We start from the raw sequence: 23,234 nt of genomic DNA, 5'->3' as shown, positions 1-23,234 counted from the left end.
CTGCCTTCGTAAGCAGACGGCCCTGACTCATGTCGATTGCCGAACCGCAAAGGCCTCCTGGCCGGAATTCTGGCTCTCAGGCGTTTACCCTATCTCGTGTTTTCGTGCACTTCGCCTAGTATTCTTTACGACTCGCGAAACAGGAAAAGCGGCGCTAACGGGCCCCTGAGATAGTTTTCTGTTCTGCGAAGCATCGTCTCTAATCCGGCGACTGGGTCCACTGCCTTTGTCTGCGAATTCCGGTTCGGATCTGGGTCGCCTTGGTGTCTGGCTGCAGGTCTTATGGATTTCGCAATATCTGCTCCCTTTCAGGCGGCTGGCGTCCTTGTGCCTTTGAAAAACATCAAATGATAGTTTCCTTAAAGTCGAGAAGTTAACAACTACGTTCTGTTAGGGGGCGAGCTGTGACAGCGCAGACCCAACTTGTTGGACAGAACAGACGCAAACCCGCTCCGCTCGGCGAATCTCATTTCATGACATTCGGCCGGGCCTTTTGGCTTACGGTTATGCTCGTAGCCGCGAACGTCGGCGGCGGCTTATTTGTCGCATTCGTTGTACCATCGCGGGCGCAATATCTAAGCTCCCTGAAAGAACCACTGAAGCTTGTCTGCATGCTAGGCGCCTTTGCTACGGTTTTGTCGGGAACGCCTTTAATTACGTTTTTAAGTGTAGGTTGGTTCACGCGATATCAAGAGTTTCAGAACAGTCTGAAAGAGAAAGCGCTTTCTGCCTATCTGCAACGCTTTTGGTCACAACGACTCATCCACGCGCTGGAGGACGCAGGCAAGCTTCCGCCGCAGCTGCTCGAGCAGCCGCCTTCCAGCGAAACATGGCGCATCGTCGCCGACAAGAACCTCGACCTCTGCGACCGTCTGTTTGCCCGTATATACCATGAGCAATACGGCCTTAGTCCGTTCGTCCCGCCCTTCGCGATCCTTTTGCTGATGTCCTACGCGGCTGCCGGGCTGATTGGGTGGAATTCTGCATCTGCGAATTGCCCGACGTTTTCGCAGGCAACCTGCGTATACGGATTGAGTCAGCAACTCTTGGTTGCCTCACTGGCCGGTGCGTTCATGTTCGTCGTAAGCGATTCCGTGCTGAGCATCCGACGCAAATCGCTAAACGTCTCAGATGTCTACTGGTACTCGCTACGTCTTTTCCTCGCTGTTCCCCTTGCGCTCGTCGCTAACGTTCTCACTGGGACTGACGGTCCACACACAGCTCTTGCTTTCTCGCTTGGCACCTTTCCAGTAGACGCGCTATTGAAAATAGTCCGGCGCATGGGATTTCCTCAATTTACCGAGGTAGACAAGGAGGAAAATCAACCGGACAAGCTTCTCACGTTAGAAGGAGTAACGCTTCCGGTCGTTGCGACGTTCGAGGCCGAGGGAATCAATTCTGTCGAACAGGTCGCAGCGGCGGATCCAGTTTTACTGTCAATCCGAACCGGGTTCCCGTTTCGCTTCACCTTACGCCTAGGCTCACAGGCCATTGTAAGAAGGCATTTCGGCGAGAACGCAGCGGCATTGATACCAATCGGCCTCTGTGACGTTGTTTCCATCTACCTGCTCGTCAAGGCAGCCGACGGCACAACGTCGCCACAGCTACCCGCGGTGGAAAATGTCGAAGCCGTACTCCAGGACGCAGCAGCTCGTCTGTTTCCTGCGGACGACAAAGACCAGCGACTGGCGGTGGTCAAGATGAAGTTCAGGCAAATTGCCGCTGAGGAATACACGCTGATGCTGGCTCTGATAACCCCCCTGGACCCGGCACTCTAAGGTTCTTCGACCGACGATGAGGCTCAAATGGCCTTCGAATATCCGCTCGCCGTCCTGCAGCCGTCCGATCTCAATACAGACCGTGGCAGCGTTTTGACAACTTCTACCTGGCGACTACTCACACAGGGAGACTCATGGTTCTCTATTGGCCAAATACCGCCTTGGGCCACAACTAACATCCTCTTTAACATCCGGCTTGCAAGTAGTGCGGCCACGGTATCCCTCGCTTCGCCCGGAAAGACTTTCGTCCAGATGATCAACTGGGAACGTGAGATCAAGTTTGCGACGTATCTTGCTGGTGGCACGTTGGCTTACCACTGGGATGCCATTCTATTGTCGGCTGGAGGTAATGACTTATTCGACGCAGTCCTGACGACACCAGGCGAGACAGATCCCGTAAAAGCTCGATTGAGACTGCTGCAGAATCCTGAACTTGTCCCTGTCGGAACGTCAGTGACACGCTATCTTCGACCTGATGGGTGGGACACATTTTTCTCGATGATCACCGATTGCTTCGTCGCGTTACTCTCCAAGCGTGACGAAGCTGGAAGCCAGTCAAAGGAAGTACCTGTCTTCGTGCACACCTACGATTGTCCAAGGCCACGTCCGGCTCCAGCCGGACCCGGACTTGGCCCTTGGTTATCGCGTGCCTTCACGACATACAAGATCCCTTCTAACGACTGGCTGCCACTGACTTCTTACATGATTCAACAATGGGCTCAGTTTCTGTCTTCACTCAACGCGAAGCTCACTGCCAGAGGGATCCCAAAGCCGAATGTGAGGCCTGTCTATCTGATCGGCACATTAAACCCGGCGCCAGCGGACTCCACCGGACCATCCGGTGACTGGGAAAATGAAATTCACCCCTCACCACAAGGCTACGCAAAGTTGGGGATTGCGTTTGAAAAGCAGCTTTCCATTTTATGACGAAAGCGAATAATTTTTCACGAAATAACAGCCATAAGGTGTTCGGTATCACCCATCGTGCATTGCAGAATACCTGGAGACGGCTCACACTCGGCGGCAATATATTGCGAGGAACTTTGCACCATGGATATGTCGGAAAAACTTTGGGATCTGTCAAATATAATAACGGGATTCGCGGCTGCACAATCAGTTACTATGACGATAGTAATGGGGAAAGGTGAGCTTGCACGCTCACTACGTAGCGGCAAGGATCATCTCACCACGTTGTGTGCCAGCGTTATTTCTTCAGTTTTTTACATTGGAGTCATCTTCTGGTGTCAAGTCAACAGTATGGCTGGCACTGGTGAACGAGAAAAATTAATTTGGACGTGGGTCACCTGGGGCCGTTGCGCCACGGTCATTTTATTCATGGCAATAATGCTTTATGTATTGCTATTGCATTACATAAAGCAAAACAAGAAACCGGACCAACTTAACTGTCAAATTCATTAAATACATTGATTTTTATTGGAAATTTATCCGTCAAAATTAAATGGAAAAGGTGTGCAGATGCCCTCTAATCCGAAAGTTTCATCAAATAGAGCCCCGCGCACAATTGCAGGAGCAGCTACACTTCTGCTGTGCACTGCGTGTGCTGACCCTAAAGCAGTTCAGAGCTTCGCGGCTATGGCACCTCCTGAGCAAACGGCACAAACCCTCACAACTGCCTACGTTACCGAACCGGTCTGGCGAGAAAATACCAAGATTTTAACAAACGATCCGCCACAACCTGCCCTTTCCCAACTGCTCGCGATTCGTTCGGATCAAGCAAAGGGGTTTGAGTCGACAGACACGGCGATCCGTGAATATATGCAGGCTCTCGGTTCGCTTGCTGCAGATGGAGTCGTGCAATCTACCACTCACGTCAAGGATTTGACGAGCGGATTGTCTGCGTGGCAGAAGGCGAAACCCGAACTGGGAATAACGACCAGCCAAATAACGCTGGTCACTGAAGTCGTGCAGACAGTAGCCGATCTCGCCGAGAATGGGTACCGTGACACGAAACTCTCGGAAATCATAGGTAAATCTCAGCAGCCATTTCAGGAGCTGATCGATATACAAATAGAAATTGTACGGAACGGAATTATTCCATCAATGGAAGAAGTTGGTCAAGTGATAAACGATAAAAAATCTGCGATTAATCGGCAAAGCCCGGGCGTTCGCTATTTACTTGGGCGCGATTTCAATCATGACAACACTTCGGCAAAAAATCAAATTGCTACCGCCAATGCATATATCAAAAGTCTTACCGCGATAAAGGAGGCTCATACCAAACTATATGAAGGTAGAAACGATGTTTTGAGCAAATCGATGTTTGATCAAATCAAACCCCTTGCTCAAGAATCTTACAAGACTTATCAGGACCTACGTAGTGAAATCGCAGGCTCATCAGAACGTTGATCGCACAACCTTAACTCGTCACACTTGACTGGAGACGCGCGATGGCATTAGCTGACACCTCTTACAACTTGGCTGCGGCATGCGATGCACTCGCCAATGCAATTACGCAAACACGTAACGCGAAGGGCTACTTGGAGACGGCTGGCGAAGGTGCAACCCTTGATCATCTTACCTCCAGCCTGCGCGATGAAGCAGATCAGATGAGAACGGCAGGCGTTGCGGCTTCCCTCGAGTCCGCGAACGCCCCACTGGCTGATATCAATGACGCCATTGTTCAAACGAAACAGGCGGTAGCTAACTTGCAAACTGCGAACGCAATGATTACTTTCGCTGGATCATTGCTATCTCTCGCAGCGGCAGCTGCCACCGGTGATCTTGGCGGTATTGCCTCAAGCGCGGGTGCGGTCATTTCAGAGGTTCGACAATTGTAGTAAGGGTACGCCACTGAAACCTTTAGACCGAGGGGAAACACCGCCCCTTCCGCGATGAGTTGAAATTGACTCGTTCGTCAATGAAATATGCGCGGTGGTTTGACACTAGTCGGTGCGCCCCGTGTCACGGCAGGCACAGCGTCTGGCGCCGGTTCTTTGCTTCGACTTGCAGGAGTACAGATTAGCATCGAAGGGTACTGGGTGACCGTCGACGTTCGCTTCGATACGACAAACACATCTCCAGCGATTGTCGGTCGCCGCCATATTGACCGCATATGAGATTGGCTTTCAGCCAACATCGTGGCTTGGGAAATAGGCGACTCAAGTTGTAAAAAGCAGACCAACACATCAGCCGAGGTAACTAACACCGGTGTCGCCACGTCCACCGAGACGGCGCCTGCAGATCGTCCGCTCTTGATCGTTGATCTGAAGGCCGTCTGGCTGCAATGGGTCGGGGAGTGTGAGTTCACTGATGCAGGAGCTGCCATCGGGTTGCTCGATACCGCCATTGGCAGCAATCAGCCACATTGCTGACGTAGAACCCAGCCCATCCCAATGACGGCTCAGGCCGACGAGCGGGCAGTGGCAGTTGCGCGCACAACGACTTAAGTTCGGCCTTAGCTGCCATTGGGACGGGCCGGGTTCTACGTCGGCAATTCGGCGGACAGCCGACGATGGCGGCATCAAGCAACTCGAAGGCAGCTTCCTGCATTAGCGAACGCACACTATCGACCCACTGCCGCCGTTCGAATGATCTCCGACTCGCGACAGCTTACAAGGGACGATGCGGACATCCGCACGGATATGTTGATCGACTGGGTATCTGAGTCAGACTAGCCGATAGCCAGCCGACGCTGATGGAGCAGCCCTTGATCCTCACGACACGCTTAGTGAATATCGCGATAGGCGTCCTCATCCAGGACATGGGCCTTTCATTTCCCGCTTTTGCGCAATTGTTGCCAACTCTCGTTATACGAGCGAACCTGACTGACGAGGCTACCTGGAACGCACGATTTACTATCTTCGCATGATCCGGTCATCGTTCCTGGAAGTTCGCTGACCAGTCCAAGGTTTTCTTAAACGCGGCACTTCCACGAAGGAGGTTCTGATAAGCCTTGCCAATGAAGCGAAAACATAATGTATTTCCAACCAGAGAATTCTTGCACGGCTTCTAAATAGCAAAATTTCGCTGCAGCGGAGCCTGAGCGTCTTCCTTTTCGGATTCGCTCTTAAATAGTCGGACCTGAACAATCTTCAAAGCCTTGCGGGGTGAGGCTTTGAGTCTGAAATACGGTTGTGGGAATTGCAGGAACCTGGCACATTAACGTGAGAATCCTGCATTTTTCGACGAGGTGCAGATGGGTCCGAAGACGCCTGTGACGGAGGGAGATTTCTTCCGGCAACCGCTGCGCGAACAGATCAACCTGAAGCACCCGCTGGTCGGTTTAGCCGACCTGATCAACTGGGAGCGATTGGGTACATCGATGAGTGAGAGCTTCGTATCACGCAAGGGTCGACCAGCAACGTCGCCGCGCCTGATCGCAGGGCTGCTGTATTTGCAGCACGCATTTGACCTTTCCGATGAGGAAGTCGTCTGGCAATGGGTCGAGAACCCGTACTGGCAGGTGTTCACCGGTGAGACCTATTTGCAGACCGAGCCGCCGATCGACCCGTCGAGCCTGACGCGCTGGAGGAAGCGTCTGGGCGAAGCCGGTGTTGAAGAGTTGCTGGCCGAGACGATCGAAGCAGCGAAACGTGCCGGTGTGATCAAGGCCGCGAGCGTGAAACGGGTGATCGTCGACACAACGGTGATGGAAAAAGCAATTGCCCATCCAACCGATTCACGCCTGCTCGAGCGGTGTCGCGAACATCTGGTGAAGGCCGCAGAGCGGCACGGCCTGAAGCTGAGGCAGAACTACAACCGCGAGGCGCCGCGTCTGGGGCTGCAGATTGGCCGCTACGCTCACGCGAAGCAGTACAAACGCATGAGAAAAGCACTGCGCACGCTGCGTTCACGCGTCGGACGGGTGATGCGCGATGTGGAGCGACAGGTCGCCCAGGTGGCAGACCCAGGGCGCGCTCCATTAGTGGAGCTGATTGGCCGCACGAAGCGCATCCTGTCGCAAAAGCCGAAGGACAAGAACAAGCTCTATGCGCTGCACGCGCCGGAAGTCGAGTGTCTGGCCAAAGGCAAGGCGCGCAAGCCGTACGAATTCGGCGTGAAAGTGTCGATCACGACGACTCACAAGGAAGGACTGGTCGTTGGCATGCGCTCGATGCCGGGCAATCCGTACGACGGTCATACACTGGCTGAAGCGCTGGAGCAGGCGGCAATCCTGTGCGACGCCACACCGGAGGTCGCCATCGTCGACCGTGGATACAAGGGTGTCGCGGTCGACGGCGTGAAGATCTACCACCCGGGCTTGCGGCGGGGCATCACACGCGGCCTACGCGCGATGATCAGGCGACGCAGCGCAATCGAGCCAGCCATCGGTCACATGAAGACAGACGGGAAACTCGGCAGGAACTGGCTCAAAGGCGCGCTCGGCGATGCGATGCACGCGGTGCTGTGTGGCGCCGGTCACAACCTCCGCATGATCCTGAGGAAGCTGCGGCTTCTTTGTGTCTTCGTTCTCGCTGCTTTGCTCAACCTCAACATTGCCATCGACGTGACGGCGTGACGCCGGCGCAACGAGAAACGAATTGTTCAGGGTCGACTAAATAGCGGTGGATAGAATCGTCGAAAACATATTTCAAAAATTTCGGCACACTTATCAGGACCCGCGCTTATCGCAGAAATGCGTATTGCTACTGCGTGTCGCGCCGCGACCGATCAAATTTCGTGCGCTACCGCACATAAATATGAGCAATGTCTCTGTTCTCCGTGGATGAATGTCCTACCTTTCACCCCACGACATATGACTTGACAGAAAACCGTTCGCATAGATGTTTGAGTGTTCTGGTGAGTCATTCGTTGTGCTCCTGAGGACCACTCTGTGGAGATCGACTTCATGACCCGATGCCGGAGTTTGAGTCTCGTATCCCTGGTTCTGATGGCTCTCGCCGTGCTCTGTGTGTGCGGCAACGGCTATGCCCAGGACGATGCTACTGCCAGCGCCGCGGCGGCTTCTGCGGCTGAGTCCGCGTCAGCGGCGTCGGCATCTGCAGGTGCTGCTGCTGCGGCCGCCGCTTCAGCAGCTTCTGCGCAGCTCGCCGACACTCACAAGACCGTCGTCACGCTGATAGTTGTGGGATCCGTTGCATTCGCAATAATTAGCATTGCAATTATTATTTGGCTCGCATATCTGATAAGAGCCATTTTCTGGATCGAGGCCGCGAAGGAAAATTCGGACCGGTGGCGAAAATATCTGATGCGGCTACCGCTGGGTGCGCCTGAGGGTAGTGTGCGCGCGCTGATTACTCTGTTCATCGTCGTGTTCGGCTTCGTCGTGCTGGCGTTGCAAAATGACCTCGGGATTAACAACGCCAACGCCATAGCCGGCTTCGTCGGAACTGTCATCGCGTTTTATTTTGCGTCGCGCAGCGGCGACGCGGCTCAAAAAGCCGCGGAACTCGCCCACGATGCATCTACCGATACGACAACCACTGTTGCCGGTGCGATCAAGAGCGCAACGACTGCGGCAACCGACGCGCAACACGCCACCGCTCAGAAGGTCAGTGACACGTCCGGGACGGCGGTCAAGAACGCCGCGGACGCCACGCAAGTCGCATTGAAGGCCGTGAATCCGCAAACGCCACCTTCTCCTGGTACAGGCGGCGCGCCCGCCCAGTCCACAACTGATCTCCAAAACCTCTCCGACCAGCTCACCTCGATGCAGACCATAGCGCGAGCCGCGACCGCGCTAGGAACGGGCGCCGCCGATCTCTTGCCGAACGCTGCCTCGACCCTTACGACGTTGAACGACCTTGCAACGAAAGTACAACCGCTCTTGAAGGGCAACGCCGACCCCGCGAGCGTTCAGGATGCAGTCTCCACAGTCACGAAGCAGCTTCCGGCCCTTCAATCGGCGGGACTGCCGGGCGCACTCGGTTCGGCGCTCGCCGTGTTTAAGCAGCTCAGCGGTCCGGCGGCGACGATCGTCGCGGGGCTCCCCGGTGGACCCGTCGGTTTGATCGCTGGCGTCATCACGGCTGGAATCCAGCTGGTGACAGATCGGCAGCGCTACGCACCGTACAAGACCGCAATGCTGAACCAGCCCTTCGATCCGGCTTCGATGCCTGCGGCGCCCGACGATACGCTCGCGAAATCCGCGCTTTCTAACGCGCCCCTGATGCTCGCGCATTACACCCCGCCCAGCGCCCCCGCAGCAAGCGCCTTGCTCGCCTTCACGATGCAGAAAGTCCAGGGCACTACCCTCAGCCCGGCGGATCTGGCGGCCAAGGCATGGGGAGTGGCAGGGCCGGCCCACCAAGCCGCCGACGGGCCGCCGCTACCTCCGCCGGATCCTAACTTTACATCGCTAGCGGACACCACGACAGCCTTCGATGAGTACATCGCCGCTATCGTTTTCCAGTCCGCGAGCGCGCGCATCAACGCGACACTGCCACTTCCTTCCGTGGCTGGCATTCCGCAGGGCGCCACGATCGATCTGTCGACGCTGGCCAACGCTGCGCGCTTGGTGCTACCCGACCCGCAAGCCAGCGCTGAACTGGAGCGGCTGGTCTACCTCGCCGAAGCCCTCGGCAGGCTGCCGATGCATCCAGATCAGATTGCATCGGTTGCAGCCAGCGCGCTCAGCGCAGCGCTGACGACGCCGGTGGCCGCTGCGTCCGACAACCCCGCCCATATGAACGGCGCGCAGCCGTGAAGATGTCAGGTCGCGACCATCCGGATTCCCGTACAGCGAGTTGACCCAAGCATCGGAGCCAAACACATGTCCACCTTCACTCGCAACCTCTGGCTCACTTCACCCATGATGCGTGGCGGCGATGTGGTCGAGGTTCAGCGGCAACTGTACGCCAAGGGTTTTCAGCTCGGGACAGATGGCCTTTTCGGCCTCGGAACCGCCAACGCGGTGAAGGACTTTCAGAGCAAGCGCCAGCTTTCCGCCGACGGCGTCGTAGGCCGCATGACGTGGGGAGCGCTGTTCAATGAACCATTGACCCAGCCCGACCGGTTTGCAACAGACATTCTGATCCCCGCGCAGATCGGCGCGTTGAAGCAGAAGCATCGACATTTCGCGACCGGTACCGGCGGCGCACTATGGTGCCTCAAAGATAATGGGCTAATCGTGGACGACGCCGCGGCGCCGGTCATTTCCGCGGGCGACGAACAAGGCGTCGAGCGGGTCATGGGCAAGTACGCGTCGATCATTTATGCGACGGCGACGAAGGTCCAGGTGCCGATCGAATTGATCGTCGCATGCATCTGCGTCGAAAGCAGCAATGACCCCACCGCGATCCGTCACGAACCGGGGTGCAATCTCATCGACCCCGAACTCACACCATCGAAGGTTTCGGTCGGCCTCATGCAAACGTTGCTCAGCACGGCACGCGAGGTGCTCCAACGCGATAACCTTCACATCGACGACCTTCGCGATCCCGCTTTATCTATCGAAGCGGGCGCGACATATATGTGGCGTCAAGCACGGCTCACTGGTTTCGATCCACCGGTCGTCGGCGCGGCCTACAACGCAGGAGGCGTGTACTTCGACTCGAGTACTGGAAATCGGTGGCGCATGGTCCAGTACCCGATTCACAAGTCACAGTACGACGATCGTTTTGAGAGTTTTTTCAACGTCGCAATGGGGGCGAAGGACGGGGTAAAACCCCTTTTCGACCAGATTGACCAAGCCGTTCAGTCACGGATTCCGAGCCTCCGGGACTTGATCCAAAAATCGGCCGCGTAGCTGAGGGTCCCCCAGCGCAAGCACTGGCGCTTAGCGTGCCGGCGGCGCCGGCTCCTATCTGAATCTGGTCCATAGCCGAACGTTCGCTCACTTGCTTATGTAAAGTCGTTCGTGTGCAAACGACTATACCCAGGTGGGCGGAAACACTTCGGCAACAATTCACCGCGTACGTTGATTGCTAGATGAGTCAGTCATAATGTTAATGATCTGACCGTGCTGGTGCACAGTGTGCTGTCGTATGCTGCGGAAATCAGGCTAACCGCGAAAATGGCAATCCAGCTGGCAAGGGATGTCACGCGGTCTATTGTCGATGAAACTAATGAAGCGCCTTGCGGGCGGGTGAAACGTAAGGGTACGCTCGATCGTCTCTGACGATGATAAGAAATTTTGCGCCGGGTTCCAGCCGGACCAGCTTTACAGAGTGCTTCTCGGCACGCAGCACATCTGGCTTTTACCCGCCGTTCCGGGCAAACGTGAGCGCTTCATCCAGAGTCCGGCAGCCTGTCCTCTTCAAGATTGCGTTTCGGTAGCTGCTAATAAGTGGAGTCTTGATGCCCGTCTTCGTGAGTTCTATCAAATAACTGATGCCGTCGCGGTCCCCTGTCTTTAGGTGTTTCGCGCTCTCGATTGCCCGTTCGGCCAACTGCTCTGCATTTAGCTGTTCAATCGCTTCGAACGCTACGTAAAACACCAGCGGCAATCCGTGGAAGTTCGCCAACTCTCGCACGTTGATGTCCTTGACGGACAGGATACCCACCGGCGGGTGATCGTGCAGTACACGAGTCTCGTGCTGGTAGAGCATCTTCATCACTTGCCCTGCGTCGATGCCGCGTTTTAACAGCACAATCGTAGCGGGAATCTTCGCCCCACCTTTTTCGACTGGCGCCAACACGGGGCCACCGGCGCGCGCGTGGCAGCAACGAACCAACTCCACACGAAATGGAGTCTTGACATCCTCCGTTACGGTATCCTCCACAAAATCCTGAAAGTCGAGGTCGGAAGGATCGGCGAGCGTGCCATATTTCAGAAGACCAATACGTGGATGCTGAGGGTCGATCCATGTTGCGACGTAGAAGGCAGTAAACGGATCATAGGCGATCTGTTTGAAGCAATTCAGTACAGTCGACGGATCTTGATTCAGAGCGGTAGCGATGCCTGGCATCGCTGCAACCGCGCGCTCATGATCGCGCTTCTGCACAACCGACAGGTCCGAACCTTGCAAATCGTAGTGCTTGAGGTACCACCGGATTTCACAGGCGCCTCTGAGCCCGAATGGCTTGATCAACGCCAGCTTCTCCCGAAGATAAAGCCATGCAATAGCCTGTCCCGCGATGTCGGAAATGAAGATGAAGTTCAGGTTCGAGCGCATCGCGAGGCGTACTGGATCACAATAGGCGATCTGAGTAACAGTGTAGATGTCCTCCTTCTCCAAGCGTTCCCGAATGTCTCTATCGACGCCCTCCAGTTTCGACACCGAGTCCGCCGTTTCAGGCGTTTCGGATGCCACATTCAGTTGCTTTTCCATCCGTCGTTGCATGATGGAAAGCAGCACTGATAGTGGGAACGCGCCCAGCGCGAACGTGATGAACGGGCTGATCCTGTCCGTAAAGAGTGAGGCGAAGGCATATCCCATGGGTATCGCGATGACGAGTCGCAACGTGCCCCATGCCACATCGGCAGGGCTAAAGTCAAGACGCCGCGCACGCGAAATGAAGTCGTTCGTGACCCACATGTATGCGCCTGCCGCCGCGGTTACCGCCGGGAATGGCAACTGAAAGAACGGGTTGTGCAGGCCGTCATGCTGATCGAGCACGGAAAGCATGACAAGGAAGACAAAGACAAGCGTAACGATCAGGTGAATGATCAAAGGTATGGCGAAGAATCGGCGTCCATACCAGTATTCATAAAAGTTCTCGAAGCGCCTGGAAATATCAGACCCGACCGCGAAGCTCTCGTCATAGGCGAAACGCTTGAAATATTCATTGCGGGCATTTCGATCCAGACCGCCCAAAATGTCCTTTCGCTTGGCGGCCCATCCGTATCGAAGGTACCGACCCGGTCCCATCATCATGATCGCAACGCCCGTGAACGTGGCGACTATCAATAGCAGTCCGCACGGCGAAAGCAGATCCTTCAGGAATGCGTCCATTGCCGGTCTTGCCCCTTCGTGTGATTTGCGTCTTGAACGAAATCGAACGCGCCTGTGCTCAGGGTCCCAAGTGATCGCTGGCTTTCCAAGACGGCTCGCCAAGCTTTTCCTAGAAAGACAATAGTAGGTCTGGTGCTAAATAGGGACATCAGTATTTGGTCCCTGTGTGCGCTTGCCCACATAGCCGCGGAGCAGCGCCCAGCCCTCTGAGTTTGCCTAGCGAACGGTCACTTTGGTCGCAAAGACTTACGGTGGCCACAGTCGCGCAGGCGTACAGGAGCGCTGACGATGCGGATGGCGGAAAGCAGCCGAACGACCGCCGGAGATCCGCGCGGCAATAGTTTTCGAACGTCGGCAATGTGACTTCTTGCCGTCCCCCAAGAGCTGATAATCGAATGACGGCTATGGCCGATGACCCGCCCTCCGCTGCAATCGCACGGATGGCCGTTGGAATCCGGAAGCGGCCATTGACGTGACCTTGCCTCCGATGGCGGATCCGCTCCGACTTGAATCGCTCGTCGTTCGTCTCAGTGCGGCCAAGAAGGGGCATCCGCAGGCCATGCACGCGGCGGTCTGAACGTCCGATGCGCCTTCGAATGCGTCCAGTCAGGCTCGTTGCGTAACCTCCGCACCGCCCCCTAATCCGGCTGTTGCGACATTGCAAGTGCGTCAAGTTGATCAAGCTCGTACGCGACCTGGGTGAGCGCAATGGATATGCGTTGGGACACGGTCCGCAGAAATTCGTGGATCGCTTAAGCCCTCGCCAGGCGGTGGTCGAGTCGTGGAACGAGCGGCCAACATCTCACCCTGAAGCCGTGACACAGCTCCAAATGCAACGCTTCGTTTCTACGGACCGCGGGCCTGATGTGTTTCGCACCTTGTCCAGCCCGTCGATACCATCCAGCAAACGGCTGGATCCCGAGTCGGACAGCCGTGGATGCACGCACATCAAAACACTTTGGCGAAGCCAGCGCATCATGCAACGTAAGTTCCCTGCCAGTTGCGTGCCGCCTTGATGACGTCAGCAGGGCGTTGAAGTGCATCCTTCGGTGCCATTGGTCGTGCAATTTCCTCATTGCTGTTTGTATCGACGAGCCAGCCTTTTGGAAAGTGGAACCACGCAGCGATCTTCCAGGGGTCTCCGACCGGCCCCAACGCTTCGAGGATCTCGCGTATCACGGGCAAAGGACAACCCGTCGCGTCGAACTGGTATCTGGCGAAACACTCCGTACCGTCAATTGTGACACCGAAAATCAGCCCTCTTCGCTTCCAGTCGCTAACCGGATCGGCCACAGCCGGGCGCGGCATCAGATGCCGCGCCAGAAGCGCCTCAGCGGTTATCCACTGAGTCTCGTCGATGATTTTGCGGATGGTGCACGTCCGCTGGTCAGTTTCCATCACTCCTCCTGCGCGCTCTCGAGTCGTCCTCACAACTCGCTGCTCAAAATGATCCGCGAAAAAAATCGTCGCCTGCGACCGCACCGCGCGATTCAGATCCGGCGCGACAGTCAGCCGAACGCCGTACCCGTTTGCACGCTCCCCGCTGCAGCCCGGATCAGACCTCGATCACCAGCGATGGATTGAACGCCGGGTTTTCCCATTTGAGATCCTGCGGCGCACCGGCCATAGTCCGGTTCTTCGCATAGCCTCGCGGATTCGCAATGACCCGCGCCTTGCCAACGTGGTAATCAAACGAATCATGGACGTGCCCATGGATCCATACGTCCGCAAGATCGAGCACGTGCCGCAGGTCACTCGCGAATGCCGCGTTGACAGGGTCAACGCCATACCGTGGGTGGATCGATGGCGGCGCGACACCATGATGGGTGACGACGACCGTCCGGCCATCGAACGGCGTGACCAGTTGCTCCTGCAGCCACGCGAACGACCTTTCGTGCTCGGCCAGCGCGTGCGTGGGCAAGTACCACTCATCCGGGCTGGCCTTGATGACCGTATGGTCGTGCATGTACCGACGGGCCATTTCCATACTGCGTGCGCGGTCCCGATACAGGTCATAGTCGGTCCACAGACAGCAGCCGAGAAACCGGACGTCCCCGATGACAGACGCGTCCCGCTCGAGGTATCGGATGACCGTGCCCGAGGTGCGGGCACGAATGGCGTCAGCCACCAGGCCGTACTCATGTCCGTAGGCCTCATGGTTTCCATGCACATAGATCACCGGGACAGGCCAGTTGGCAAACGCCTCGACCGCGTCGGCATGGGAAGCGATGTCACCAGCAAGAACCAGCACATCCGCGGACGATGACGGCTCGACCGGGTTGTAGTCCGGAAAGCTGCGGTGAAGCATTTCAAGATGAAGGTCTGAAGCGATCTGGATGCGCATGCTGATTCTATAGCCTCGGTGGCGGGCAGCATGGGGAGCGTGCGCCGCCCGACTGCATGACCGCGCGACGATAAACAGATCTGGCAGGGCCCATTACTGGTTCGCCGCCTGGGAGACAGCGCCTGCGTCAATGATCAGTTCGATGACCAGGTCCGGTGGGACTTTCGGATGACGCCGGGCGCCGGAGCAGGGCCTGAGCTCGCCCCCGGTCGCTCCGTACCAGAAGGTCGGTACGACACCGACACGCTCGCGCCAGATGCCCGTCACCTGACAAAAATCCACCTCTGCGGCATCCGGCGCGCGCTCCAGCACGTAGACAGCGAAGGTGCCCGGTTCCAGCTGTCCGGCAGCTTCCAGCAGTGCCTCCGGGCCCACGAGCAGCCAGCCGTCCGGCAACCGCTCGCGGTCGCGCAGATCTCCGGATGCGACCACGAGAAAGTTCAGCGCCTCGTCTGTCCAGGCAACGCACCGCCACGCCTGATAGGGCCCGGCGAGTGCTCGCCTGACCGGGTTGGACTCGGCCCAGCTCGTGTCTGTCACTAGCATCTATGTTCCTTATGTAATTCCAGTGCTGGCGTGACCTGCTTTCCCGCAAGGCAGGTCGCGTCCGTGCGAGAACCCGTGGCACGCTCTTACCGGGCGCGCCGCCGAACGTGCCGCGAGTCTGCGAAGCATGGCTATCGCCTACCGCCGACCGCACTGTCGCTTCCCTTGTGCGCGATTTCCTACACCCACGCGGAACAGTATCAAATTTGCCGCGGATTCAAGCAGGCTGCGGCAGAGCGAGCCACAGCGAACTTCAAATTCCCAGTGTACTGGGAAGACAAATTATAGCGTTAAAAGGACAGTGCTCCCATTTCACTGGGAGCGGAATTTGGAAGCGGTCGATTTCTTCGGAGCAGTATTGCGTGAGCGCCGCTTGCAGGCGGCCTTGACGCAGGAGCAGCTCGCGCTTGAGGCCGACATCCGCCGCACCTACGTCAGCATGCTTGAACTGGGTCAGCACCAGCCGACGCTGAACATGCTGTTCACGCTCGCCAAAGCGCTTCACTGTGCACCGAGTGACCTGCTGCTTGAGGTCGAGCGACGACTGGCTAGCGCCCGTCGCAAGGAAAAACGGGCACTGGGCAAACGGCTGCCGCGAGCGGTGCCGCCGGCAAAGCGCGGGACAAAACAGGCCGGGGCGGCAACGGGTACGTCTGGCACGCATGGCGGCCCGGGCAAAACCACCGCCAGGCGACGGGCCGGTTAGTCGGCGCCACCCTCGCCACTCGCCAACGTACCACCACCCACAGGCCGGACCAGCATGACCGTCTGCGCCCGGGCACAGGGCCGGTCGACCCCACTACCCCACAGGAATTGCGATCTCGTGACGGCCTGGCATGCAGGGACGGGATGCATGCCGCTTTGGCCTGCCGGCAGCCGCCGCCGGTTTGCCGCGATAAGGGCAGTTATCGCGGCCACCCTTTTCATTCGTGACGGAAAAGCGGTTTTCTGGCGTCAGGCGTGTGCGTAATCTATGCTGGAATTGCCCGCCTGCGCCCGCCCGAACCCGCCTTCGCCCCGGGTGCGCTGCCGCTGCTGGAGTCCTGCCATGGCCCGTCCCGCCGCCGTCTCCCCCGACCAGATCCGCACCACCGTGCTCGCCATGCTTGCCGAGGCGGAGATGGACCCGGAACACGCGCCACCCACGCCTGAGCGCTTCCGCAAGGTGGTGTCGGTGCGCAAACTGCGCGCGCGCCTGGGGGCCGGCGACCCGGCGATGCTCTCGCGCGCCCTGAACACCATTGAGGTCGAGGTGGTGCGCGCCGGCCTCGCTCAGGTTGCAATTCCGGGGCTGCCTGACACGATCGCGGAGCAGATGCGCGCCCTTTGGCAGGCGGCGGTCACCGTCCAGCTCGACGAGGTGGTGCAGATGAAGGCCGCCGCCACCCAGGCCTCCGAGGCGGCCGACGTTGCGCAGCGGGACGCCGACCTGCGCGTTGAACTGCTGCGGGTCGAACTGGCGGACCTGCGCGACCAGCTCTCGGCGCGCGACACGGCGCTCGCCACCGTGCGGGCAGAATTTCGCGCCGCCTCCGAAAAAATGACCGACGCCGAAAGGACGGCCTTGGACGTGCGTGCCGCGCTGACATCCGCGAACGCCCAGCTCGGCACAGCAAAGGACGAACACGCGGCGGCGATCGCTGCGATCCACGCCCGTTACGAAGGCCTGTCCCGGCAACTGCTGCAGGAAACGGAACACCAGCGACACGCACTACAGGTGGAGCGCGAGCGGCTGTCCGGCCAGATCACCCAGGCTCAGGAGCGGGTGGCTGCACTCGAGGGACTCCGTGACCGGCTGCTGACCGAACTCGCCAGCGAGCGCGACGCCCATCAGCGCGCCGCCGGCGAGGCAGCCGCCCTGACGGCAGTCATCGCCGAACAGCGCGCGCTGCTGCAGACGGTGCATGCCGCCCAGACCGTTCAGGCAGGAACGCGCCGGCCAGCCAGGGCTGCCCCTGCGCCAGGCCGGCACCGCAAAACCCCTGCCGCCTCGACCCCGGCAGCAACGCCCTCCCCCAATCCAGGCGGCGCTCCAGCGCGGAGGAAGGCACGATGAACCCGTCCTGCTGGATCGATACCGCAACTTCGCCACCGCAACCGCTGCCGGACTCCCTCGGGGCGGCGCTCGATTACCTCGCCGGCGCAACCGGCCATCCGGTCTACACGCGCTGGACCCTGTCGCGACTCAAACGCGGCTGTCCGTCGCTCGCTGATGCGAAACGCGAACACCCCGCCGTGTTCGCGCTGCTGCTGGAGCACGAGGCCGCCGTCGAATACTGGGACCGCGGGCGCCTGCAGATCGTCGCGGCGGAGGACGCGCCTCCCCCCGAAACCATCCTCGAACGCACGCTGCACCAGCACCGGCGTCGCTTCCACGAGGTCGCGGACGGGACCGCGCAGGTTCCTGCGAGCACCGCGGCGACTCCCGCCGCAACTGCCACGACGGCCGTCTGGCTGGCGGCGCTCGAACCTCCCGCTACCCTCGCGGCCCATGACGCTCATGCGACACGTGTCAACAGCGTCACCTCTGCTGCCACCAGCGGCTGGCTCGCGCGGGCGGGTCGCTTCGTCAATCCGTCGATGGTCACGAACACTCTCGGCGTGGCCGACGATGCCCAGGCGGTGATCCTCTTCCTGCGCGATCGCGCCGGCCGCTCACCGCACACGCGGCGCGCGTATCTCGCGGACCTGCGACGCCTGATCGCCTGGTGCGAGCGCGAAAAGCTCGGGCCCCTATCGGACCTCACGCGTCACGACCTGCTCGCCTACCGCCGCGAGGTCGAACAGGCCCCAGCCACTCGCGAACTGAGGTCCGCGGGCACCTGTCATCCTGCGCGTCACGGCCGTCCGGTTGCTCCGCGCGAGCGGTCCGCGGCGGTACCGGCCCGTGCGCTCGCGGTGGTCTCGAGCCTGTTCCGCTACTGGCTCAAAACGGGATACCTGATCGCGAATCCGGCCGCGGACCTCTCCGGCGGTGGGGCCGCCCGCGCGGCCTGGACACCGAAGCGCATCATGCCGGCAGGCGTCATCGCCCTGTGCGACGCGGTGATCGCCGGTGCTGCGCCCGCAGGCGTGGCCCCGCCAGTATGGGCGCGCCGCTGTGCGATCTGGTCGCTGTACCGCTACGGGGGCGTGCGCCTCGCGGAACTGGTGTGGTCCGAATCGACAGGCCTACCGCGGCTCGATGTCGAGGCCGGCGGCAACTGGACCCTGCACGTGCTCGGCAAGGGAAACAGGCTGCGGGCGATTCCGCTGCCGGCCGTCTGTCTGCCGCCGCTACGTACCTACCGGCTCTTCCGGGGCCTCACGCCCGAACCGGGCGCCTTCGAACGGCTGCCGCCCATTCACAGCGAGAAGCGCGATGCGCTCGGGGCAAGCGGCCTGTACGACGAGGTCAAGGCGGTCTTCCACGCGGCAGAAGCACGCGTCGCGCCCGGTGACAGCGTGACGCTGGCGTTACTGCGTGCAGCATCGACGCACTGGCTCCGCCACGGCTACGCGCACACACTGGTGGTTGATCACGCGGTGCCGTTGCCGGTTGCGCAGCAGTTGCTCGGTCACGCGTCGGTGCAGACGACGGCGGCGTATGCGAAAAGCGATCTCGCGCGGGCGCGCGCATTTGTGGAGGGGAGTTTTCCTCGCCCCTGAATCTACCTAAATGTCGTTCAGAATCACCGTTCCAGCCCACCGGACTCTTAATCCGTAGGTCGAGTGTTCGAGTCACTCACGCCCCACCAAGAAATTCAAGGACTTAGCAGCGATGCTAGGTCCTTTTTTCTTTCCGGTCGTCCTTGATATTAGACAGTGTCTAATATTTTCTCCGTGCTCGGCACGGCTGGCGTAACTAGGATAGACCGACGCGACCGCGCACGACCTCATTGTGGATGTGCTCCAGTAGCCAAAGTATTTGACCTCCGGAAAAAGGTAACCGGAGTAACCGGGCATGGAGAGGCGGCCTCAAAGCCTTATCCAGTAAGGCGCTCGACGAGGTACAAAAAGGTAACCGAGGGGTAACTGAAGCGTAACCGGTTACCTTTTATATGGGTAACCTTTCCTAAAACTCCGCTCCTTTAAAATCAAGGGCTTGCGAGTTGGTTACCTTTTCGGTCACCCCAGATTACCTTTCCAAGGTAACCGCAATTTATCTTTGAAATCATCGGGTTAGATTGATTCTTTCTGCCCGGTTACGGTGATTACCTTTTTCCGGAGATCTCCCGGAATTCACTGGTGCGCCTGCTAGCTCGCAACATAGTTCTTCCCTATAGTCCGCCCTGTCTTTTGCACACGCGACTGGCAAGGCGACAACGCTGCCAGCGATCGACGCCACATCCCTTATTGGCCATCTGCTATTCTGTTCAGACTATGGCTGGCCCATCACTCAACGGACTAATAAATCCCGACATGCTCGTCTGGGCGCGAGAAGAATCGCGCATGGACGGGGTTACTGCCGCCCAAAAGCTGAATCAAACGGTCGATCGATTGGCGGAGTGGGAAAGCGGTGCGCGCGTGCCGACATTGAATCAGTTGCGCGACTTGGCCAATCTCTACAAACGGTCCATAGGGGTGTTCTTTCTGAGAGAACGTCCGAAGGTGCCGCGGCGGCCGGTCGACTACAGGCAGTTAGAAGTGAGCGCACGCTCAACCATGACCCCAGCGCTCGCAAACGGGATCAGAGAAGCCGAGGCGAAACGGGAAGCCGCCCTCGACATATATGTGCAGCTCGAAGAGGCCCCGCCCGAATGGAACCTGAAAATTCCGCAAAACGCGCCGGCCGACGAAGCGGCCGCATTCATTTTGGGGCAACTTGGCATAACGATGCGCGATCGCGCTGCTTGGTCCTCTCAATATGAGGCGCTTAGCGGCTGGAGAGCAGCTGTCGAGGCCCTCGGCGTCATCGTAGTTCAACTGAGTCGCGTACCGTTAGAAGAAATGCGAGGCTGTGCGCTAGCCATGTTCCCGTTGCCAGTGATTGTTCTTAACAGCGCAGATAGTCCGTTGGGCCGGGTCTTCACGTTGTTGCACGAACTCACTCATCTCGCGAGGGCCGAGAGCAGTTTATGTGACTTGGCTGAGGACGCGCCACGGGCCGAGGCAGATGAAGCCGTGGAGGTCTATTGCAATCGCGTGGCCGGCGCAATATTGATCCCTGCGGCCGAGCTCGCAGCGCGGCCCGACGTTCAACGAGCTAGCGCAGCCACTGAGTGGGGCCTCGATGATCTCCGGGCGATCAGCCGCGCGTTTTGGGCTAGCCGCGAGGCGATTCTTCGGCGGCTACTAGACAGCGGCAAGACTTCTCGCAACTACTACAGGGTAATGCGAGAGCGATTCCAACAAGAGTACGCAGCGCAGCGAGCACAAGGCGGCGGCCCGGTCCCTTACCACCGCCTTGTTCTGCTGAGTAACGGTAAGCTTCTTACCAAGCTCGCTGTAAATGCGTATAAATCGCAGACCATCACTGGAACTGAGCTTTCTCGCATCCTTAACGCTAAGCTAGACCACCTCCCGCGGATTAACGAGGCACTTGCGGGCGAGGTCATCGCGTGAATTGGTGCTTCGATACTAGCGCGTTGATAGAGCCTTGGGTCAGGCTCTATCCTCCCGATATCTTTGGGTCCGTATGGGACATGCTGGTCAAGCTCGCAAACGCCGGATCGGTTGTTGCGCCGACAGATGTGCGCCTTGAGTTGGAAAAACAAAAAGACGACCTTTTTGAATGGGCCAAGGATGTCGCCCGACTCTTCCACGAACCTGATCGTGCCGTCATGGAGGTCCTCACGGACATCGTTAACGCGCATCCGGGCTTTATGAAGGTCAACTCGACAAAGTCAGGTGCTGATCCTATGGTTGTTGCGTTTGCCGAAGTTCATGGTCTTACCGTAGTAACGTACGAAACAACCGCAAAAAAAGACGCGGCGCCAAAGATCCCAAATGTGTGCGCTGCTAGAGGCGTCGAATGCGTGCAACTCGTCGACGTGTTACGCGCCTCCGGATTTAAACTCTGACCATAAACGAAGCGATTATTGACGGTGGACTAAGATGGGCGAAACAACTCTTTTCGATTCCGCTGGCACACCTGTCGCGTACATTGACCACGCCGACGAAGACACCATCTATGCCTTTTCGGGTGAGCCCCTCGCATACTTGGAGGGGGGCGAACATATCTACGGATTCAACGGCGTTCACATGGGATGGTTCCAGGATGGCGTGCTGTGGGACCCTTCCGGTTCCCGCGCTGGCTTCACCAGTACCGCGTGCCCCGTCTTTACGAAATTCGAACCATTTAAGGCATTCAAGCAATTCAAGCCTTTCAAAGCATTCCAAAAATTCGCGCCGTCTCAGCCACTCAAAAGCTCAAACGACATAAAGTTGCCACTGCGTGATTGGCTTGCGCGTGGGCGCGCCTAGTCGGAACGCCAATCGACACCGGTCAAGCGCGCCGCGCTAACATGGCCGAATACTTAGCGCTGCGCAATCCTGCTTGCATCAAAGTGCATCTGTTCCCCAATCGACAAAGCGCTCGGAACACCTCGCCCCAACGAACCTGCATCGATCTGGCCCGGCGCATCATAATCACTCACCCAAGCGAGGCTCGCAGGCGCGGAGGGGACCGCGTTTTAAAACACTTCGTATTGACTTCCGTTACGCGTGCAACGCAGAAAACGACATGAAACGATCACTCTGGACAGCTTCGATAAATCGCTTATGGCGGCGCACAGGTGGCGAACCCGGCCAGCAAGCTGATGCTCACCGATGAGACCATCGAAGCGGACTAGGATTGTTGAGCCTCGATGCGCTGGCTCAGGCGACGACCGAAATCGGACAAGATGGGTTTCCGTCGGAATGTCCATGGCCAATAGACGATGTTTTTTCTGCGGGCGGGCGGGCGGGCGGTCTGGCTGGCTGGCTGGCTGGCTGCCAGCGTGAATGGAATTACAGGCTGGGTGCGTAAAGCTCTCGTCGAAGCTTACTATCTATGTGGGACAGCCCAGCTTAGTCGCTAGCTCGTTCATATCCGCCGCTATGAAATCCCACGCCTGCTCGGCATGCAGGTCGGTCCGTTGTGCAGGCCCGTGTTCGGTCGGACGCGTAACGAACGCAGTCTTTAATCCACACTGGCGCGCAGCTGCCAGGTCACCGTTGTGTGCCGCAACCATGCAAACCTCCTCAGGCTTTAGACACAGGATTTCGACCGTCTCGAGATAAACTTGTGGCGATGGCTTGTATGCCCGAACGACCTCTGCACCAAGGATTGCGTCCCAAGGAAGAGCGGTCCGTTTCGCCATATCCACCATCAACCTGATGTTTCCGTTCGAGAGGGGGGCAATCATGAAGCGGCGCTTGAGCCTCAGCAGTCCTTCAACGGAATCAGGCCACGGGTCGAGCCGATGCCAGGCGTGGTTCAACTCGTCGAGGTCATCCGCGGATATTGAATTGGCGTCGACGCCATAGTCGGACATCACCTTGAGCAGGTTTTCCCTGTGCAATACGTCGAGCCTGACAAACGGTCGCCGCCCACTTCGTATCTCTTCCATTGCTGGCACATACTCACGTCGCCACGCGTCTGCCAGCTCAAAGGAGTCAATCGTTAAGGCGTGACGGCTGAGGAACTGCCCCACGTCGCGAGCGACGCCATTTCGCCAATCGACAACCGTCCCGAATACATCGAACAGGAGAGCTCTTATTTCCGAGCTATCGACCATGTAGTCCCTCGAATTGGTCTGGCGTATCGTGGTTGCCAATAATGAACAG

19 protein-coding genes are annotated in these 23,234 nt (G+C 58.3%); 14 read left to right on the top strand and 5 right to left on the bottom strand.

The window, feature by feature from the left end; all coding sequences use genetic code 11:
- Window positions 1-404 precede the first annotated feature (404 nt).
- The 8 genes from P3T40_RS14395 (at window position 405) to P3T40_RS14360 (ending at window position 10,446) form a co-directional block, all read left to right on the top strand.
- The gene (locus tag P3T40_RS14395) at window positions 405-1,778 is read left to right on the top strand and encodes a hypothetical protein (RefSeq protein WP_429268381.1); all 1,374 of its coding nucleotides are present in this window, start codon (window positions 405-407) and stop codon (window positions 1,776-1,778) included.
- A gap of 27 nt (window positions 1,779-1,805) precedes the next feature.
- Entirely contained in the window at window positions 1,806-2,705 is a 900-nt protein-coding gene (locus P3T40_RS14390; protein ID WP_429268380.1) for a hypothetical protein, read from the top strand.
- A gap of 123 nt (window positions 2,706-2,828) precedes the next feature.
- Window positions 2,829-3,197, top strand: a complete 369-nt coding sequence (locus tag P3T40_RS14385) for a hypothetical protein (protein WP_429268379.1) — start codon at window positions 2,829-2,831, stop codon at window positions 3,195-3,197.
- 15 nt (window positions 3,198-3,212) lie between these two features.
- Window positions 3,213-4,145 (top strand): hypothetical protein, encoded by a 933-nt coding sequence (locus P3T40_RS14380; RefSeq protein WP_429268378.1) that lies wholly within the window; start codon window positions 3,213-3,215, stop codon window positions 4,143-4,145.
- Window positions 4,146-4,186: 41 nt separating this feature from the next.
- The gene (locus P3T40_RS14375) at window positions 4,187-4,576 is read left to right on the top strand and encodes a hypothetical protein (protein ID WP_429268377.1); all 390 of its coding nucleotides are present in this window, start codon (window positions 4,187-4,189) and stop codon (window positions 4,574-4,576) included.
- Between the two features lie 1,358 nt (window positions 4,577-5,934).
- A complete protein-coding gene (locus P3T40_RS14370) occupies window positions 5,935-7,257 on the top strand; it encodes an IS5 family transposase (RefSeq protein ID WP_429268376.1) in 1,323 nt (440 codons plus the stop codon).
- A 690-nt stretch (window positions 7,258-7,947) separates the two neighbouring features.
- Window positions 7,948-9,405, top strand: a complete 1,458-nt coding sequence (locus tag P3T40_RS14365) for a hypothetical protein (RefSeq protein WP_429268375.1) — start codon at window positions 7,948-7,950, stop codon at window positions 9,403-9,405.
- Window positions 9,406-9,471: 66 nt separating this feature from the next.
- Window positions 9,472-10,446, top strand: coding sequence for a transglycosylase SLT domain-containing protein (locus P3T40_RS14360; RefSeq protein WP_429268374.1), 975 nt, complete (start codon window positions 9,472-9,474; stop codon window positions 10,444-10,446).
- Window positions 10,447-10,897: 451 nt separating this feature from the next.
- Here P3T40_RS14360 and P3T40_RS14355 read toward each other — a convergent pair whose 3' ends face one another.
- From P3T40_RS14355 to P3T40_RS14340, 4 genes are all read right to left on the bottom strand, one after another.
- A complete protein-coding gene (locus tag P3T40_RS14355) occupies window positions 10,898-12,595 on the bottom strand; it encodes a hypothetical protein (RefSeq protein ID WP_429268373.1) in 1,698 nt (565 codons plus the stop codon).
- A gap of 975 nt (window positions 12,596-13,570) precedes the next feature.
- Window positions 13,571-13,993, bottom strand: coding sequence for a hypothetical protein (locus P3T40_RS14350; RefSeq protein WP_429268372.1), 423 nt, complete (start codon window positions 13,991-13,993; stop codon window positions 13,571-13,573).
- A gap of 157 nt (window positions 13,994-14,150) precedes the next feature.
- Entirely contained in the window at window positions 14,151-14,939 is a 789-nt protein-coding gene (locus tag P3T40_RS14345) for a metallophosphoesterase (RefSeq protein ID WP_429268371.1), read from the bottom strand.
- A gap of 93 nt (window positions 14,940-15,032) precedes the next feature.
- A complete protein-coding gene (locus P3T40_RS14340) occupies window positions 15,033-15,485 on the bottom strand; it encodes a hypothetical protein (RefSeq protein WP_429268370.1) in 453 nt (150 codons plus the stop codon).
- A gap of 328 nt (window positions 15,486-15,813) precedes the next feature.
- Here P3T40_RS14340 and P3T40_RS14335 point away from each other — a divergent pair, with 328 nt between their 5' ends.
- The 6 genes from P3T40_RS14335 to P3T40_RS14310 all read left to right on the top strand — a co-directional run bounded on the left by P3T40_RS14335 (window position 15,814) and on the right by P3T40_RS14310 (window position 21,890).
- A complete protein-coding gene (locus tag P3T40_RS14335) occupies window positions 15,814-16,191 on the top strand; it encodes a helix-turn-helix domain-containing protein (protein WP_429268369.1) in 378 nt (125 codons plus the stop codon).
- Between the two features lie 342 nt (window positions 16,192-16,533).
- On the top strand, window positions 16,534-17,541 hold the full coding sequence (locus tag P3T40_RS14330) for a DNA-binding protein (RefSeq protein ID WP_429268368.1): 1,008 nt from the start codon (window positions 16,534-16,536) through the stop codon (window positions 17,539-17,541).
- Window positions 17,538-19,133, top strand: coding sequence for a tyrosine-type recombinase/integrase (locus P3T40_RS14325; protein ID WP_429268367.1), 1,596 nt, complete (start codon window positions 17,538-17,540; stop codon window positions 19,131-19,133). The genes P3T40_RS14330 and P3T40_RS14325 overlap by 4 nt, the downstream gene beginning before the upstream one ends.
- Window positions 19,134-19,916: 783 nt before the next feature.
- Complete coding sequence (locus P3T40_RS14320; RefSeq protein ID WP_429268366.1) at window positions 19,917-21,029, top strand: ImmA/IrrE family metallo-endopeptidase; 1,113 nt, start codon at window positions 19,917-19,919, stop codon at window positions 21,027-21,029.
- Window positions 21,026-21,487 (top strand): DUF4411 family protein, encoded by a 462-nt coding sequence (locus P3T40_RS14315; protein ID WP_429268365.1) that lies wholly within the window; start codon window positions 21,026-21,028, stop codon window positions 21,485-21,487. Before P3T40_RS14320 ends, P3T40_RS14315 begins: the two co-directional genes overlap by 4 nt.
- Before the next feature lie 34 nt (window positions 21,488-21,521).
- Window positions 21,522-21,890 (top strand): 4-fold beta flower protein, encoded by a 369-nt coding sequence (locus tag P3T40_RS14310; protein WP_429268364.1) that lies wholly within the window; start codon window positions 21,522-21,524, stop codon window positions 21,888-21,890.
- Window positions 21,891-22,456: 566 nt separating this feature from the next.
- On the opposite strand, the gene P3T40_RS14305 is transcribed toward P3T40_RS14310, so the two are convergent.
- Complete coding sequence (locus tag P3T40_RS14305; protein WP_429268363.1) at window positions 22,457-23,185, bottom strand: haloacid dehalogenase type II; 729 nt, start codon at window positions 23,183-23,185, stop codon at window positions 22,457-22,459.
- Between the last annotated feature and the right edge of the window lie 49 nt (window positions 23,186-23,234).

The sequence above is a fragment of the Paraburkholderia sp. EB58 genome (assembly GCF_050436665.1).
Classification (GTDB): Bacteria; Pseudomonadota; Gammaproteobacteria; order Burkholderiales; family Burkholderiaceae; genus Paraburkholderia.
The sequence above is the reverse complement of the archived record's forward strand: the minus strand, read 5'-3'. Positions and strand labels throughout refer to the sequence as shown.

Coding starts and splice junctions, on each gene's coding strand:
- P3T40_RS14390 (WP_429268380.1), top strand. CDS start 1,806: ATGGCCTTCGAATATCCGCTCGCCGTCCTGCAGCCGTCCGATCTCAAT.
- P3T40_RS14385 (WP_429268379.1), top strand. CDS start 2,829: ATGGATATGTCGGAAAAACTTTGGGATCTGTCAAATATAATAACGGGA.
- P3T40_RS14375 (WP_429268377.1), top strand. CDS start 4,187: ATGGCATTAGCTGACACCTCTTACAACTTGGCTGCGGCATGCGATGCA.
- P3T40_RS14370 (WP_429268376.1), top strand. CDS start 5,935: ATGGGTCCGAAGACGCCTGTGACGGAGGGAGATTTCTTCCGGCAACCG.
- P3T40_RS14365 (WP_429268375.1), top strand. CDS start 7,948: ATGCGGCTACCGCTGGGTGCGCCTGAGGGTAGTGTGCGCGCGCTGATT.
- P3T40_RS14360 (WP_429268374.1), top strand. CDS start 9,472: ATGTCCACCTTCACTCGCAACCTCTGGCTCACTTCACCCATGATGCGT.
- P3T40_RS14355 (WP_429268373.1), bottom strand. CDS start 12,595: ATGGACGCATTCCTGAAGGATCTGCTTTCGCCGTGCGGACTGCTATTG.
- P3T40_RS14350 (WP_429268372.1), bottom strand. CDS start 13,993: ATGGAAACTGACCAGCGGACGTGCACCATCCGCAAAATCATCGACGAG.
- P3T40_RS14345 (WP_429268371.1), bottom strand. CDS start 14,939: ATGCGCATCCAGATCGCTTCAGACCTTCATCTTGAAATGCTTCACCGC.
- P3T40_RS14340 (WP_429268370.1), bottom strand. CDS start 15,485: ATGCTAGTGACAGACACGAGCTGGGCCGAGTCCAACCCGGTCAGGCGA.
- P3T40_RS14330 (WP_429268368.1), top strand. CDS start 16,534: ATGGCCCGTCCCGCCGCCGTCTCCCCCGACCAGATCCGCACCACCGTG.
- P3T40_RS14325 (WP_429268367.1), top strand. CDS start 17,538: ATGAACCCGTCCTGCTGGATCGATACCGCAACTTCGCCACCGCAACCG.
- P3T40_RS14320 (WP_429268366.1), top strand. CDS start 19,917: ATGGACGGGGTTACTGCCGCCCAAAAGCTGAATCAAACGGTCGATCGA.
- P3T40_RS14310 (WP_429268364.1), top strand. CDS start 21,522: ATGGGCGAAACAACTCTTTTCGATTCCGCTGGCACACCTGTCGCGTAC.
- P3T40_RS14305 (WP_429268363.1), bottom strand. CDS start 23,185: ATGGTCGATAGCTCGGAAATAAGAGCTCTCCTGTTCGATGTATTCGGG.